Raw genomic sequence first — 16,195 nt, 5'->3', positions numbered from 1 at the left:
AAAGGGATTGAATAATAAGAGAAGTGGTTTTAGAGGATTTGGAGTATATCTGATATTAGTTCTCGCTGTCATTGCAATCTGGTACTGGCTCGATGGCAATAACGTGACCAACACGTATACAAGACAGCAGTTTGAGACGGCATTGGCAGAGGGCAAGGTAACACAGGTTAATGTTGTGCCGAATCGTGAAGTGCCGACAGGAAGTGTGAACATTACATTCAGTGATTCGAGTACGCAGGTGATGCTTGTCTCAGATGTGGCAGAGATCGAGCAGTATATGCGGGATGCGGGATTTAAGACTTATACCGTGCAGAATCCGCCGGAGGAGAGCTGGCTTTTGACATTGCTTCCATATCTGATCATTTTTGCTGCCATGTTCATTTTCTTTATGATCATGACCAATCAGGCTGCAGCAAACTCAGGCGGCGGAAGCAAGATGATGAACTTTGGCAAGAGCCGTGCGAGAAGAATGAGTGACGATCCGGCAAAACGTGTGAAGTTTTCTGATGTCGCAGGATTACAGGAAGAAAAAGAAGAGTTAGAGGAGATCGTTGATTTCTTACGCGCTCCAAAGAAATATACGCAGCTCGGTGCAAGAATCCCGAAAGGCGTGCTTTTGGTGGGACCTCCTGGTACCGGTAAGACATTGCTTGCAAAGGCGATTGCAGGGGAAGCAGGAGTACCGTTTTTCTCTATTTCCGGTTCTGACTTTGTCGAGATGTTCGTCGGTGTCGGTGCATCGAGAGTCCGCGACCTTTTCGAGGAAGCAAAGAAAAATGCGCCGTGTATCATTTTCATCGATGAGATCGATGCAGTGGCCAGACGAAGAGGAACCGGTATGGGCGGCGGTCACGATGAGCGTGAGCAGACCTTAAACCAGATGCTTGTTGAGATGGACGGATTTGGTGTCAATGAGGGTATTATTGTCATGGCTGCAACCAACCGTGTGGATATCTTAGACCCGGCGATCATGCGTCCGGGACGTTTTGACCGTAAAGTGGTCGTCGGCCGTCCGGATGTACGCGGAAGGGAGGAAATCCTTGGCGTACATGCGAAGAACAAGCCGCTGGGCGATGATGTTGATTTAAAACAGATCGCACAGACCACAGCGGGATTTACCGGTGCGGATCTTGAGAATCTGTTGAATGAAGCGGCAATTATTGCTGCAAAAGAGAACCGTGCGTATATCAAGCAGGATGATATCAAAAAATCTTTTGTAAAAGTGGGCATCGGCGCGGAGAAGAAGAGCCGTGTGATCTCTGACAAAGAGAAACGGATCACGGCATTCCATGAATCCGGTCATGCGATTTTATTCCACTTATTACCAGATGTGGGACCTGTCTATTCGGTATCGATCATTCCGACCGGAAGCGGTGCAGCAGGATATACGATGCCTCTGCCGGAAAAGGATGAGATGTTCAACACGAAGGGCAAGATGTTACAGGATATCGTCGTATCACTTGGCGGACGTGTGGCGGAAGAACTGGTATTTGATGATATTACAACCGGGGCATCACAGGATATCAAACAGGCGACACAGATGGCAAAAGCCATGGTTACCAAATACGGTATGTCGGATAACATCGGTCTGATCTGCTATGACAACGATGATGATGAGGTATTCATCGGACGCGACCTTGCACACACCAGAGGATACAGTGAGGGCGTGGCAAGTGCAATCGATCAGGAAATCAAGCGCATCATCGATGAGTGTTACGCAAAAGCAAAGCAGATGATCATGGATCACCGTGATGTATTAGATGCCTGTGCAAACCTTCTTTTGGAGAAAGAAAAAATCAGCCAGAAGGAGTTTGAGGCGTTATTTGATAAGTAATTGTGCATATTTTTCTGTTCTCACAAAAATATGATACCAAGGTACTGTACAATATGCATAAAAACAATGATGAAAAATTGTGAACTTTGTGCACACTTATTTGCGGGGGCATGCTATTATAATAACCGTAAAAACCCCCCAATACATTATATATAGTTTTTGCTATACCCCATAGTAAAAATACCTTCTCCTAAAAATGGAACCTGACCCCAGGTTTCATTTTTTTTGTCATTTTTTAATCTGTAATCAGAGCACATCTTTTGAAATACACAACCCCATAAATAATTGAAAAAATTTTCCAATTATATCTTGACACATCAGCGAACTAAAGTTATAATCCTAGTAATCTTATAGGAAATATATGAAAAAGAAAAAATAAAGGAACAGATGATAAGATATTAAGACAGTTTTACAGGACAGCAGACACAGATTTTACCTGTGCGTGACGCAGGTTTTACGGAGTGGAGGGACAATGAGAAAGAGGATGGCAGCAATCCTTGCAGCAGCAATGCTTGCAATGGGAACATTCGCCGGATGCGGCAGTGTGGCAGATGCGGATACAGTAGAGATCGTCAATGTTTCCTACGATCCGACCAGAGAATTATATCAGGCCTACAATACCTTGTTCGAAAAACACTGGGAAGAGCAGACCGGGCAGAAGGTAAGGATCATCCAGTCCCATGGCGGTTCCGGAAAACAGGCATTGGAGGTTGCGAACGGCCTTGACGCCGATGTGGTAACACTTGCATTAGAGGGTGATATCAAGACGATCTCCGATTCCGGGCTGATCGATCCGGGATTTACATCAGAGTTTCCGGACGACAGTGCTCCCTATACCTCAACGATCGTATTCCTTGTGAGAAAGGGAAATCCAAAACAGATCAAAGACTGGGATGACCTTTTAAGATCGGATGTCAGTGTTATCACTCCGAACCCAAAGACTTCCGGTGGAGCAAGGTGGAATTATCTCGCGGCATGGTATTATTTTGAAGGACAGGGCGAGAGTGAGGAAAACATCACAGAGCATATGAAAACACTATATCAGAATGTGCTGGTCTTAGATTCCGGGGCACGCGGTTCAACGACCACATTCATTGAGAATGGCCAGGGTGACGTCCTGATTGCATGGGAGAATGAAGCATTTTTATCCATGCAGGAGGAACCGGGAGAATACGAGATCGTTGTTCCATCGGCATCGGTGCTTTGTCAGCCGACGGTAGCTGTTGTAGATGAAGTGGTTGACAGAAGATGCAGCCGGGCTGTTGCGGAGGAATATTTGAATTACCTGTATTCCGATGAAGCACAGAAGCTTGCAGGAGAAAATTATTACCGTCCGGCAGATCAGGACATTGCAAAACAGTTTTACACGGAGGAGGGAACACATGAGATCACAAAAGTTCCTTCCGATGGAAAATGGATGGTGACGGATGTTGCTATGGCAGATATCAGTCACTTTGGCGGATGGGATGCTGTGATAGAGAAACATTTTTCGGATGGCGGTATCTTTGACACGATCTATGAACGTAACAGGTAGTGAAGAGGGAGGATTGCATGCGTAAAAGTAAAAATAAAAGAGTCATACCGGGTTTTGGACTGTCTTTTGGAGTTACCATAACAATGCTTGGACTGATCGTGATTATTCCGTTATGTTCGCTGGTTGTATTTTCAGCAAAACTTTCATTTCCTGAATTTCTTGATACAATCACAAGACCGCGTGTGTTATCGAGCTATGCAGTCAGTTTTTTTACTGCATTCGTGGCGGCGGCGATCGATGCGGTCATGGGTATGATCATCGCCTGGGTGCTTGTAAGATATGATTTTCCCGGAAAAGCGATCATGGATGGCATCATCGAACTTCCATTTGCACTGCCGACCGCAGTTGCCGGTATCGCACTGACACACCTGACCACGACGGAGGGCTGGGTAGGAGCATTTTTTCAGAAGTTCGGAATTAAGATCGCGTATACAAGACTCGGAATCATCGTGGCGCTGGTGTTTATCGGAATTCCGTTTGTTGTGCGGGCGGTGCAGCCGGTTTTGGAAAAAATAGATATCCAGTATGAGGAGGCGGCAAATATCCTCGGCGCAAACAGCAGGCAGACGATGTTCCGTGTGATCCTGCCGGAGATTTTACCATCCCTGATCGCCGGATTTACGATGTCCTTTGCGAGAGGACTTGGCGAATATGGAAGCGTGGTATTTATTGCAGGAAATACCCCTTATGAGACAGAGATCGCACCGCTGATGATCATGTCAAAGCTTCAGGAATTTGATTATGCGAGTGCAACTTCGATCGCTCTTGTCATGTTAGCGGCAGCGTTTGTGATCCTTTTTATCAATGCATGGCTGCAAAGCCGGGCGTCAAAGATCGTCAGCGGAATTGCATAGCAACCAGGTTACATAGCAGCCAGGTTGCATAGCAGCTAAATTGCAGGATAGATGTATGGAGACAGGCAGAATATCTGTCAGGTTTTGCAGAAATCAGATCACAGGAAGGAGAAAGCTATGGAGATCAGAAAAAATTCAGGGCCACTTAAATGGATCTTAATCGGTATCAGCACATTATTTCTCATAGTGATGTTGATCCTGCCGCTCACCTACGTCCTTGTCACAGCGTTTGGGGAGGGCATTAAAGTATTTGTGGCGTCAGTCACCGATTATTATGCATTAAAGGCAATCGGTCTTACATTGGAAGTAACGCTGATCGCGGTGGTGGTCAACACCATATTTGGAATTGCGGCATCCTGGTGTATCACGCGATTCCAGTTTCATGGCAAAAAGATCTTGTCAACGCTGATTGATCTTCCGCTTACAATCTCACCGGTTATTGCCGGACTGATCTATATCCTGACCTTTGGACGGCAGAGTATCCTTTATGAGTATCTGCGGTCGGCGGGGATCAAAATGATCTTTGCGGTACCGGGAATCGTGGTTGCAACAGTGTTTGTGACATTTCCGTTTATATCGAGGGAGATCATCCCGGTGCTCTCCACACTTGGTACCGACGAGGAGGAAGCGGCTGCACTGATGGGAGCAAACGGATTTACGATTTTCCGGAAAATTACTTTCCCACATATCAAATGGGCATTGCTTTACGGAATCGTGCTCTGTACGGCAAGAGCGATGGGAGAGTTTGGTGCGGTATCTGTTTTGTCCGGTCACCTTCAGGGAAAAACAAATACGATGCCGCTTTACATTGAACTTTTGTATCAGGGATATGATTTTACCGGAGCGTTTGCGGTATCGGCGATCTTAGTGTGTATGGCAGTCGTGATCTTAGTGCTTCGGAGTGTGTTGGAGCACAAGGGCAAAGAAGCGTAGGCAGGGCTGCCAGAGAAGAAAAGTAACAGCAGCGCAGTTAAGGCATCATAGCAGCTGGCGCAGCATAGCAGCTGGTGCAGCATGGCAGTAAATGTACTACTGGAAATGGAGCGGATTATGGCGGAACAAAATTATGTAGAACTTAGGCATGTGAATAAAAAGTATAAAGATTTTCAGGCATCCGACGACATCAATTTTGGAATTGGAAAAGGAAAGCTGATCGGGCTGCTCGGACCGAGTGGCAGCGGAAAGACGACGATCCTTCGAATGCTTGCTGGATTAGAACATGCGGATTCGGGGGAAATCATCATTGATGGAAGAGTCGTCAATGATGTACCGGCGAGTGAGCGCGGGATCGGATTTGTGTTTCAGAACTATGCGCTGTTCCGCTACATGACCGTATATGATAACATAGCATTTGGACTGGATGTAAAAAAATGGAAAAAGGCAGATATCAGACGGCGTGTGGATGAACTGGTGGAATTAGTCGGGTTAAAGGGATTTGAGAAGCGCTATCCGAACCAGTTATCCGGCGGACAGAGACAGAGGGTTGCATTTGCGAGAGCCTTAGCGCCGAACCCGGAACTTCTTCTTTTAGATGAACCGTTTGCAGCCATTGACGCAAAAGTACGTCAGGAACTTCGAAGCTGGCTTCGGGAGATGATTACGAGAGTCGGCATCACCAGCATTTTTGTCACGCATGATCAGGATGAGGCAATTGAGGTTGCAGATGAGATCATCATAACCAACCATGGACATATCGAACAGGCGGGAACGCCGATCGAAATCTACAGCCAGCCGAAGACACCGTTTGTCACAGAGTTCATGGGAAGTCCGACCAGAATCAGCAATATCACCAGCTTCCATGGGTATGAGGAATTAGGTGAGGGGCTTCATGCGGTGGTGAGACCGGAACATGTGAGTGTCACAAAAAAGACAGAGCAGAGCCGCTTTTCTTCTTCCGTGGAGGAAGGTGTTGTGGAGCGCGTGATGTTTCGCGGCAGAGAGGTCGAACTTCATGTAAGAGTACATGATGTGCTGCTTGTGGCAAACCGCAGGTTAGAGGAGGCATCGATCACAGAGGGCGAGCGTGTCAATGTGTTCATTTATCAGGTGTTTGCATTCCCGGCAGGTGAAAACGGCACACAGAATGTAAACATTGTAGAAAATGCCAATATTGAAACAGAGAAGCTGTTTTATATTTAAGGGGATCAGTGTGAAAAATAAGATTTTTCACACGCAAGATTTGTGCTCCGGCACAAACTTGATATGCGCAAAAAACTGCGCAGAAATGGAGAATTATATGAAAACAGAAATCATTACATCGGATGTGCTGATCATCGGCGGTGGAACTTCCGGCTGTTATGCGGCACTGACTATCGCAGAGCAAAACCCGGAGCTTAAGGTTGTGATCGCGGAAAAAGCGAATATCATAAGGAGCGGCTGTCTTGCAGCCGGCGTCAATGCCCTGAACGCATATATCACGGAGGGAAGAAAGCCGGAAGATTATGTCGACTATGCCACGAAGGATGCCAATGGCATTGTGAGAAAAGACCTGCTGCTCTCCATGTCGCAGGGACTCAACCGTGTGACAGCGAAGTTAGAGGAGTTAGGGCTTGTTATTTTAAAAGATGAAAACGGAAAATATGTGACAAGAGGTAACCGGAATATCAAGATCAACGGCGAGAACATCAAGCCGATCTTAGCGGAAGCCGTGAAAGCACAGAAAAACGTGAAAGTCATCAATCATGTGAACATCACGGATTACATTACAGAGCAGGATAAAGTGACCGGGGCATACGGATTTGACGTCAATGAGAAGATAGCATACATTTTTTCTGCAAAAGCAGTTTTATGTGCGACCGGCGGAGCGGCAGGACTTTACCGCCCGAACAATCCGGGATTTTCAAGACACAAGATGTGGTATCCGCCGTTTAACACCGGAGCGGGATACGCGATGGGAATTTTAGCCGGAGCAGAAATGACGACTTTTGAGATGCGTTTTATTGCACTCCGCTGTAAAGATACGATCGCACCGACCGGAACGATCGCACAGGGCGTCGGGGCAAAACAGATCAACTCCCTCGGAGAGGTCTATGAGACGAAATATGGCATTACGACTGAGGAGCGTGTCTACGGTACCGTGGCGGAGAATCAGGAGGGAAGAGGCCCGTGTTACCTGCATACGGAAGGCATTAAGGAAGAGCAGGGCAAAGATCTGTTAAAGGCATATTTAAATATGGCACCGAGCCAGACTTTAAAATGGATCGAGAGCGGAAAAGAGCCGAATGAGCAGGATGTCGAGATCGAGGGCACCGAGCCTTACATCGTGGGTGGTCATACCGCAAGCGGCTACTGGATCGATGATGCGAGAAGAACCACATTAAAAGGACTTTATGCAGCCGGGGATGTCGCCGGAGGATGCCCGCAGAAATATGTGACCGGAGCACTCGTGGAGGGCGAGATCGCGGCGGAGACGATTCTAAAGGATCTGAAGCAGGAAGAGGAAGGTCAGCAGTCAGAAGGACAGGCTTCAAAGGAACAGTTAGAAAAGCTGGCACAGGCAGTCGATCAGGAATATGAGTCCTGTTTTGCAGAGAAAAAATCATTCTTTGGCACGGAACAGATCGAGGAAGCCATGCAGAAAGTCATGGATGCCTACGCAGGCGGGATCGGAACGAATTACCGCTACAATGAGAAACAGCTCAATATCGCGGAAGAAAAAATTGACCAGCTTTTCGCACTGACCAAAGATCTGACCGCAAAAGATACGGATGACCTGTTACATATTTATGAAGTAAAGGAACGCTTAGTCGTATGTAAAAGCGTCATCGCACATCTAAAAGCGCGGAAAGAGACACGCTGGCGTGGTTTCGGACAGAACATGGACTATCCGGGAACAAAAGATGACTGGGATAAAAAAGCAGTCAATTCCGTCTATGAAAACGGTAAAATCAAAATTCTGTTCCGTGATCTGACACAGACACCGGATTTTGGTCAGAAAGGAGGCACCCTGTGAGCATAGCGATCAATAAAAGTAAATGCGTAAAATGCAGACGCTGCATCGAAGTCTGTCCGGGAAATCTGATCAAGGCAGACGCAGACGGCAAGGCATACATCAAAGAGCCGAGAGACTGCTGGGGCTGCACCTCCTGCGTCAAAGAATGCAGGGCCGAAGCCATAGACTTCTTCTTAGGGGCCGACATCGGCGGCAGAGGCAGCACCCTGACCACCAGAGAGGACGGTGACTACCGCCTCTGGACTGTCACCGCACCCGACGGCGACAAGACCGTCGTACGGATCAATAAAAAAGACGCCAACAAATATTAAAACACAGCAAAATAGAGGAGGATATTTTATGAGTGGATTATCACATTTGGACGAACTGGAGGCAGAGGCGATCTACATCATCCGCGAAGTAGCTGCTGAATGCGAAAAACCGGTAATGCTTTACTCCATAGGAAAGGACAGCTCGGTAATGCTGCACCTCGCCATGAAAGCATTTTACCCGGAGAAGCCGCCTTTCCCATTTTTACATATCGATACGACCTGGAAATTCCGTGAGATGATCGAGTTCCGTGACCGCATCGCAAAAGAGAACGGCATTGAGATGTTAGTTTACACCAATCAGGAAGGTGTGGACGCCGGCATCAACCCGTTTGACCACGGTTCCGCTTACACCGACATCATGAAAACACAGGCATTAAAACAGGCGCTTAAAAAATATGAGTTTACTGCAGCATTTGGCGGCGGCCGCCGTGACGAGGAAAAATCCCGTGCGAAAGAGAGAATCTTCTCCTTCCGTAACGAGGCGCAGGCATGGGACCCGAAAAACCAGAGACCGGAGATGTGGAAACTGTATAACACCAAGATCAATAAAGGCGAGAGCATCCGTGTCTTCCCGATCTCAAACTGGACAGAAAAAGATATCTGGCAGTACATCAAACGTGAGAACATTGAGATCGTACCGCTTTATTTTGCAAAAGAGCGTCCGGTCGTATACAGAGACGGCAACATCATTATGGTGGATGATGACCGCTTCAAATTCCGTGAGGGTGAGAAGCCGGAGATGAAAAAAGTCCGTTTCCGTACATTGGGATGTTATCCGCTGACCGGTGGTGTGGAATCCGATGCGGAGACTTTGGATGAGATTATTGACGAGACACTTGCAGCCGTATCTTCAGAACGTACCAGCCGCGTGATCGACAACGAGGCGGCAGGCAGCATGGAACGTAGAAAAAGGGAGGGGTATTTCTAGATGAAAGGTTTACTTAAATTTATCACCTGCGGTAGTGTGGATGACGGAAAATCCACACTGATCGGACATATTTTATACGATGCAAAACTGCTTTATGCAGATCAGGAAAAAGCACTCGAATTAGACAGTAAAGTCGGAAGCAGAGAGGGGGCCATCGATTATTCCCTGCTGCTTGACGGTCTGATGGCAGAGCGTGAACAGGGTATCACGATCGACGTTGCATACCGTTATTTTACAACAGACCGCAGAAGCTTTATCGTGGCAGATACACCTGGTCATGAAGAGTACACCAGAAACATGGCAGTGGGAGCTTCCTTTGCGGACCTTGCGATCATTCTTCTGGATGCGACACAGGGTGTGCTGGTGCAGACAAGACGTCATGCAAGGATCTGTGCGCTGATGGGAATCCGCTACTTTGTATTTGCGGTAAACAAGATGGATCTGATCGGCTATGACCAGGAAAAATTTAATGCGATCCAGGCAGAGATTTTACAGCTTGCCGGCGAACTTGGACTGGAGAGCGTCAAGATCATTCCGGTATCTGCGACAGAGGGCGATAACGTCACAAAGAAATCCGATAACATTCCATGGTACACCGGCGAACCGATTTTAACTTACCTTGAGGAAGTCGATGTGACTGAAAAGGCAAAAGAGCAGGGATTTTATATGCCGGTACAGCGCGTGTGCCGTCCGAACCATACTTTCCGTGGTTTCCAGGGACAGATCGAGGCCGGAGAGGTGCATGTGGGTGATACCTTAACGGTACTGCCGGGCAATGAGACCGCCAGTGTAAAGAGCATTTTAGTAGCCGGAAAAGAGGCGGATACCGCACAGACCGGACAGCCGGTTACGATCCAGTTAGACAAAGAGATCGACGTCTCAAGAGGATGTGTGTTGGAAAATGGCAGCGGCATCACGGCGGCGCAGAAATTTACGACAACGCTTCTCTGGATGGATGACAATAACCTGTCAGCCGGAGGCGATTACTTTATCAAACTCGGAACCAAACTGATCACAGGAACTGTGACAGAGATCTCCTATAAGATCGATGTCAATACCGGGGAGCATCATCCGACCGATATATTGGGAAAAAATGAGATCGCAGTCTGCAGCATTGTGTTAGACGAAAAGATACCGCTTGATGTATTCAAAAAACATAAGACCATGGGTGAACTGATTTTAATCGACCGTGTGACCAACATGACTTCCGCCTGCGGTGTCGTGGAGCAGTTTGCAAGCGGCAATGAGACAGAGGAACCGGTATTTGTTTACGGAGACTTAAAAGCGCGCGGAGATATTTTCGAGGAGTTTTACTATAACATGGAGAAATCTTTGATTGCGAAACATAAACCGGAGCAGAAGACCTACACCGTGGGAGATGAGATCCCGACGAAGAGCGAGACTTATGAATATCCGGAGTACTTTGATATTTTGATCTTAAGAGATCAGGCTGCCGTACAGGTGCGTGACAATAAGATCGAGGCGATCCTTCCATTAGCAGATTACCGCTACTCAGGAGTTCCGGTTGTCAACGGAAGAGGATTTGCCGTGAATGTGAAATCGCAGAAAGATCTGCAGGCATTCTTAGACGGATATGGACAGGGAGAGACGGATACAGAATTCTGGAACCACTGGCTGACCTTCGGAACTTACCGCAAAGTGATCTTCCATGAAAACTATTGGGAAATCTGATGCGCAATCGTTTGTGCATAATTTTAGTACCAGTTTTTAAACCGGTACTAAGGTACTGTTTATTTTGTATAGTTTGGGCGGTAAAAAAACTTCAAATTTGTGCACACTTATCCTGCCGCTCATGCTATTATAATTACTGTAAAAACCCCCCAATACATTATATATATTTTTTGCTATACCCCATAGTAAAAATACCTTCTCCTAAAAAGATAGCTAGCCGATAGCTATCTTTTTTTCTGAAAAAATAACCATGCGGTTAAAATCGCATGGTTATTTTTGTTTGTTCGCAAAAGTGCGGTATACATCATAATAGATATTTTCGCGGTTTGGTCCGATTAAAGAGGCAAGCTCTTTCTGAAGATCCGGATGATCCAGGATCAGGTCAATGATATTCGGATTATACTGTGTGCCACGGCCATCCGCCAGTTCCGAAAGCACGGTATCAAAATCTTTTGCATTGTGATAGTTGCGGCTTAAGTAATCCGTAGCGGCATCCAGGCAGTCACAGATGTGCACGAGATCAATGACCGGGCGGCACGGTGAATGGAGGATGTCAAAGTCATCCGGATAACCGCCTGTGCCGTCATAAGTGCGGTGATGTCCATGTGCGATATCTGCATAACACGCAAAATCAGGAACAGAGGCGAGATCCTTTGCTCCCGTTTCCGGATGCATGCGGATCAGGTCAAACTCGTAATCCGTCAGCCTGCGGTGCTGCGTGTTGATGATCGGGACGATTCCGTTTTTACCGATATCGTGAAGCATCGAACCCTGCACGGCGAAATCAATGATATGCGTGCGGTTTTTCTGAATTTCAGAAACCGTCGAACCAAGTGCCGGGCAGATCAGAAGCTCTGGCTTATCATCGAAAATATATTTTAAAAGCGCCTCCGCCAGATAGGAAACCATAACGGAGTGTGTCAGTGTTGCCAGATGACTAGAAACGATCAGATCAAGGATAAAGTTTGTCTTTTCAACCGGGTGGTGGAACGTATCAAGCACGATTGGATGAAAACATGCCATACGCATACCATCATACTGCGAGTATGTGTGCAGACGGTAATGTCTTGTCGACAGAAAATGAATGACCATACTGCGGTAAGTGAGGTTTCTGCGATCTTTTTCTGCCTCGGAAAGGGTGGTATGGGACAGAAAGTGCATCAGAAGAATTGGAAGATCCACATAAAAGGACAGATAATCCAGTTCTGTTTCATCCGGAATCATTTCTTTTTTTCGGGTATAATAATCATCTACGACCGAATAAGCTTCGTCCCAGCTTAATGCCTCTTCTTCTGCCATGAGACGATAATATTGAAATACGAGGGCGGGCGGACAGTCGTAAATGGAACCCTTGTGCTTAAGGACTTGGGTATAATGCTGCAGTGTCAGTTCGGATAAATGCAGCCGCAGTGAATCCGGAAATTCAATATCAAAAAGCAGCAGGTCATTTTCGCAGGAGAGAAAATTGTTGATCGTTTTATTTACAATTTTGGGAATGCGCGGATTGACCGTATCGTAACGGCAGAACTTTTCCTGCTTGCGCGGTTCGATCAGTTCTAAAAAGAACTGATATGCCTCCTCAATCGGCAGATTGTGAAGAAACGGCTCAACACGGATCAGGTTATCATAGGCGACAAAAATATAATCGCGGCTTTCCGGTACCTGAAATGTGTCGATCTTATCGCGCAGTGCTACAACTTTTTTGTAATAGTCACTTGAGCGCAGCCCCATCTTATGATCGCCTGTGCGGGAAAGCTGAAGTGCGGAATAGGCGGCGCAGGTGTAGAGAAAAATAAGACTCTCCACATCTTTATTTGCTTCATAATGAGAAATCAGCTCTTTTGCAAAACGAAGCTGCAGGGATGGCTCATTATACTGGCTGTAATAAAGTTTACGGCAATAGCTTAAGACCAGATCATACTGGCTGTTGCTTAAAGTAGATTTATCTTCTTTTAAGTGCGTGAAAAATGAATGGAATAAAAGATCATCCTCGATACAAAGCTGATATCTTGAACGCCCACAGTTTTTCAGGCATCTGATCCATTCTTCTTTTGCAGCCGGAGCATGAATCTGTTCATCCCAGGAAATGCTGGTGATAAAATTATTAAAATAGACATCGAAAAAAAGCTTGATATCACTGTCAGTCAACCTGAGATCCTCCTTTAAATTAAAAATTCCATACGAAAATTATATAACGTGAAATTATCTGTGTAAATAGATTTTAGGTCCTGGTATTATGTATATCTAACAGGATATAAGGTTTGCAGTGTCTTTCAGATTTTTATGGTCAGTGGACTTGTTTGTGTGTTATTATTTGTATAAATGCAGTTTTAGACGTTGCGAAAGTACCATTCTGTGTTATAATAAATGAAGAGTTTTCGTAAATTTTCGCAAAGAAAGGAAAATAGGGATTACATGAACCAGGAAGAATCAGTTTATGAGTTAAACCGTATACAGAGATATATTATGCAGATGCGTCCGCTGTTAAAAAAGAATGCACTTTTTTCGGATGGAACGGCAGATTACAGACAGCCGGTGGAACCGGATGCAGGGGATGAAGTGACTGTCCGTTTCCGTACAGCGCGCGATAATGTCGATATCGTATGGCTGTGTACCGGAGATAAAAAATATAAAATGAAAAAGACAGAGACCGAGGGAGCCTTTGATTATTATGAGGTAAAATTCACACTCGGAGAGGAGCCGTTTTACTATTATTTTAAAGTGGCAAGCGGTCTGTTAAATGTATATTATGACCGCTATGGTGTCAGCAAGGAAAAACGTGACGAATACCGTTTCTGCATTATTCCGGGATTTTCAACACCGGAATGGTCAAAGGGTGCAGTTATGTACCAGATCTTAGTCGACCGTTTTTACAACGGCGATACGTCGAATGATGTGCTGACCGATGAGTACTATTATATCCGTTCTACCAGCAGAAAGATGGACAGCTGGGATCAGTGCCCGTCTGATTTTTCCGTGGCAGAGTTTTATGGCGGTGACTTAGAGGGTGTCAGACAGAAACTGGATTATCTGCAGAAACTGGGTGTGGAAGTAATTTATTTTAACCCATTATTTGTGTCCCCATCCAATCATAAATACGATATCCAGGATTATGATTATATTGACCCGCATTATGGAAAAATCGTTGAGGACGGCGGCGGGCTGTTAAAAGACGGTGTGAGTGATAACAGAAAGGCTGAACGCTATATCAACCGTGTGACCAATAAGAAAAATCTTGAGGCGAGCAACCGTTTTTTTGCAGAGCTGGTAGAAGAGATCCATGCGCGTGGCATGAAAGTGATCTTAGACGGTGTGTTCAATCACTGTGGATCATTTAATAAATGGCTTGACCGCGAGGAAATCTATCAGGTAAGCGGCGATTATGAGGATGGAGCCTTTGTTTCCAAAGACAGTCCGTACCGCAATTTCTTTGGCTTCCAGGATCAGTTTGCATGGCCGTACAATACGACCTACGAGGGCTGGTGGGGACATGATACGCTGCCAAAACTCAACTATGAAGGCTCTGAAAAACTGTATGATGATATCATGCGTGTTGCAGCAAAATGGGTATCTCCGCCATACAATGCGGATGGCTGGAGACTTGATGTTGCTGCAGATTTAGGACATTCCCCGGAGATGAACCATAAGTTCTGGAGAGATTTCCGTAAATCAGTGAAAACGGCAAACCCGGATGCAATTATTTTAGCAGAGCATTACGGTGACCCGAAGGAATGGCTCCAGAAAGGTGACCAGTGGGATACCGTTATGAACTATGATGCATTCATGGAGCCGCTGACCTGGTTTTTGACCGGTATGGAAAAACACAGCGATGAGGCAAAACCACAGTTAAAGGGAAGCGTGAAAGATTTTGAAGACTCCATGCGTCATTATATGGCAAGTTTCCAGACATCGCAGCTTTTGTGTGCCATGAATGAGCTTTCAAATCATGATCATTCCAGATTCATGACAAGAACTAACGAAAAAGTGGGACGTGCAGCAACACTTGGCACGGCAGCTGCTGAGGAAGGAATTAAACCGGCGGTGTTTCGTGAGGCAGTGGTTGTCCAGATGACATGGCCGGGTGCACCTACCATTTATTATGGTGATGAGGCAGGGCTCTGCGGATTTACAGACCCGGATAACAGACGTACCTATCCATGGGGGAAAGAGGACATTGTCCTGATCGATTTTCATCGTGATATTATCCGCATTCATAAAGAACATGAAGCACTCCGCACCGGTTCCCTTATGTTTTTAAAAGGAGACGATAATCTCCGAGGAGACGATAATCTCCGAGGAGACGATAATCTCCGAGGAGACAATAATCTCCGAGGAGATGATAATCTCCGAGGAGATGATAATCTCCTTTGTTACGCGAGATTTAACCGCAGGGAGCAGTTTGTTGTCCTTGTGAATAATAAGGAACAGGAACGTGATGTGGAACTTGAAGTATGGCAGTGCGGAATACCGAAAAAAGCAGTGTTAGAGCGTGTGATCATTTCAAATGAGACGGGCTATTCACTGATGCCAAAACAGTATGAAGTTGCGGATGGAGTACTCAAAATAAGCCTGCAGAAATATTCCGCAGTTATTTTGATGTATGACAGATCAGAAAATTAGTTTTCAGGTTTTAAGGTATGGCTTTCGGACAAAAAATACTTGCATAATAGAAGCTGCTATGCTATAATCTTTTCTTGTCAGAGCGCATTTTGCGTATCTGATAAATGGGCAGATTCCCGAGTGGCCAAAGGGGACAGACTGTAAATCTGCTGCAATTTGCTTCGGTGGTTCGAATCCACCTCTGCCCATTGTGTATTGTCCGGTAGGAAGGCATTTTTAAGTAGCTCGTGAGTGAAAGCCTTTGAACATAGGAAGCAGTACATATGGAAAATGCCGGCGTGGCGGAACTGGCAGACGCGCAGGACTTAAAATCCTGTTGTAGAAATACAGTACCGGTTCGATTCCGGTCGCCGGCATTATAGAGATTCTTCTAAAGAGAGATCCTGTTAACAGGGTCTTATTTTAATTCATTAAAAATTATAATAAGTAATTTTGAAATTTTAATGAAAACAAAATGCATTTCAAATAAA

11 protein-coding genes and 2 tRNA genes are annotated in these 16,195 nt (G+C 45.9%); 12 read left to right on the top strand and 1 reads right to left on the bottom strand.

Translation table 11 applies throughout. The features are described from left to right. The first annotated feature begins 7 nt into the window (after nt 1-7). The 9 genes from ftsH to RIL182_RS17340 all read left to right on the top strand — a co-directional run bounded on the left by ftsH (nt 8) and on the right by RIL182_RS17340 (nt 11,105). Nucleotides 8-1,834: an ATP-dependent zinc metalloprotease FtsH gene (ftsH, locus tag RIL182_RS17380; RefSeq protein WP_006856320.1), complete on the top strand. Its 1,827-nt coding sequence runs from the start codon at nt 8-10 to the stop codon at nt 1,832-1,834. Between the two features lie 472 nt (nt 1,835-2,306). Next, nucleotides 2,307-3,368 carry a sulfate ABC transporter substrate-binding protein gene (locus RIL182_RS17375; protein WP_006856322.1) on the top strand — a complete coding sequence of 354 codons (1,062 nt, stop codon included), beginning with the start codon at nt 2,307-2,309 and terminating at the stop codon, nt 3,366-3,368. A 17-nt stretch (nt 3,369-3,385) separates the two neighbouring features. Continuing rightward, a complete protein-coding gene (cysT, locus tag RIL182_RS17370; RefSeq protein ID WP_044998766.1) occupies nt 3,386-4,222 on the top strand; it encodes a sulfate ABC transporter permease subunit CysT in 837 nt (278 codons plus the stop codon). A 51-nt stretch (nt 4,223-4,273) separates the two neighbouring features. Then, the gene (gene cysW, locus RIL182_RS17365) at nt 4,274-5,155 is read left to right on the top strand and encodes a sulfate ABC transporter permease subunit CysW (protein ID WP_006856324.1); all 882 of its coding nucleotides are present in this window, start codon (nt 4,274-4,276) and stop codon (nt 5,153-5,155) included. 81 nt (nt 5,156-5,236) lie between these two features. Beyond that, nucleotides 5,237-6,361 (top strand): sulfate/molybdate ABC transporter ATP-binding protein, encoded by a 1,125-nt coding sequence (locus RIL182_RS17360; RefSeq protein ID WP_006856325.1) that lies wholly within the window; start codon nt 5,237-5,239, stop codon nt 6,359-6,361. A gap of 97 nt (nt 6,362-6,458) precedes the next feature. Next, nucleotides 6,459-8,174, top strand: coding sequence for an adenylyl-sulfate reductase subunit alpha (locus RIL182_RS17355; RefSeq protein WP_044998795.1), 1,716 nt, complete (start codon nt 6,459-6,461; stop codon nt 8,172-8,174). Further along, nucleotides 8,171-8,485, top strand: coding sequence for a 4Fe-4S dicluster domain-containing protein (locus RIL182_RS17350; RefSeq protein ID WP_006856327.1), 315 nt, complete (start codon nt 8,171-8,173; stop codon nt 8,483-8,485). The genes RIL182_RS17355 and RIL182_RS17350 overlap by 4 nt, the downstream gene beginning before the upstream one ends. 28 nt (nt 8,486-8,513) lie before the next feature. Next, entirely contained in the window at nt 8,514-9,413 is a 900-nt protein-coding gene (gene cysD, locus RIL182_RS17345; protein WP_006856328.1) for a sulfate adenylyltransferase subunit CysD, read from the top strand. After that, nucleotides 9,414-11,105 (top strand): sulfate adenylyltransferase subunit 1, encoded by a 1,692-nt coding sequence (locus tag RIL182_RS17340; RefSeq protein WP_006856329.1) that lies wholly within the window; start codon nt 9,414-9,416, stop codon nt 11,103-11,105. It abuts the gene before it with no gap. A gap of 270 nt (nt 11,106-11,375) precedes the next feature. On the opposite strand, the gene RIL182_RS17335 is transcribed toward RIL182_RS17340, so the two are convergent. Next, the gene (locus tag RIL182_RS17335) at nt 11,376-13,253 is read right to left on the bottom strand and encodes an HD-GYP domain-containing protein (protein ID WP_006856330.1); all 1,878 of its coding nucleotides are present in this window, start codon (nt 13,251-13,253) and stop codon (nt 11,376-11,378) included. A gap of 267 nt (nt 13,254-13,520) precedes the next feature. On the opposite strand from RIL182_RS17335, the gene RIL182_RS17330 reads away from it, so the two are divergent. The 3 genes from RIL182_RS17330 (at nt 13,521) to RIL182_RS17320 (ending at nt 16,081) form a co-directional block, all read left to right on the top strand. Continuing rightward, nucleotides 13,521-15,725, top strand: coding sequence for a glycoside hydrolase family 13 protein (locus RIL182_RS17330; RefSeq protein WP_044998768.1), 2,205 nt, complete (start codon nt 13,521-13,523; stop codon nt 15,723-15,725). Nucleotides 15,726-15,831: 106 nt separating this feature from the next. After that, nucleotides 15,832-15,913 (top strand) — tRNA-Tyr (locus RIL182_RS17325). A gap of 84 nt (nt 15,914-15,997) precedes the next feature. Then, nucleotides 15,998-16,081, top strand: a tRNA-Leu gene (locus RIL182_RS17320). Nucleotides 16,082-16,195: the final 114 nt, after the last annotated feature.

The sequence above is a fragment of the Roseburia intestinalis L1-82 genome (genome assembly GCF_900537995.1).
In the GTDB taxonomy this organism is placed as follows: domain Bacteria; phylum Bacillota; class Clostridia; order Lachnospirales; family Lachnospiraceae; genus Roseburia; species Roseburia intestinalis.
Note: the sequence above shows the minus strand (reverse complement) of the source record. Positions and strands in the feature narration are given on the sequence as shown.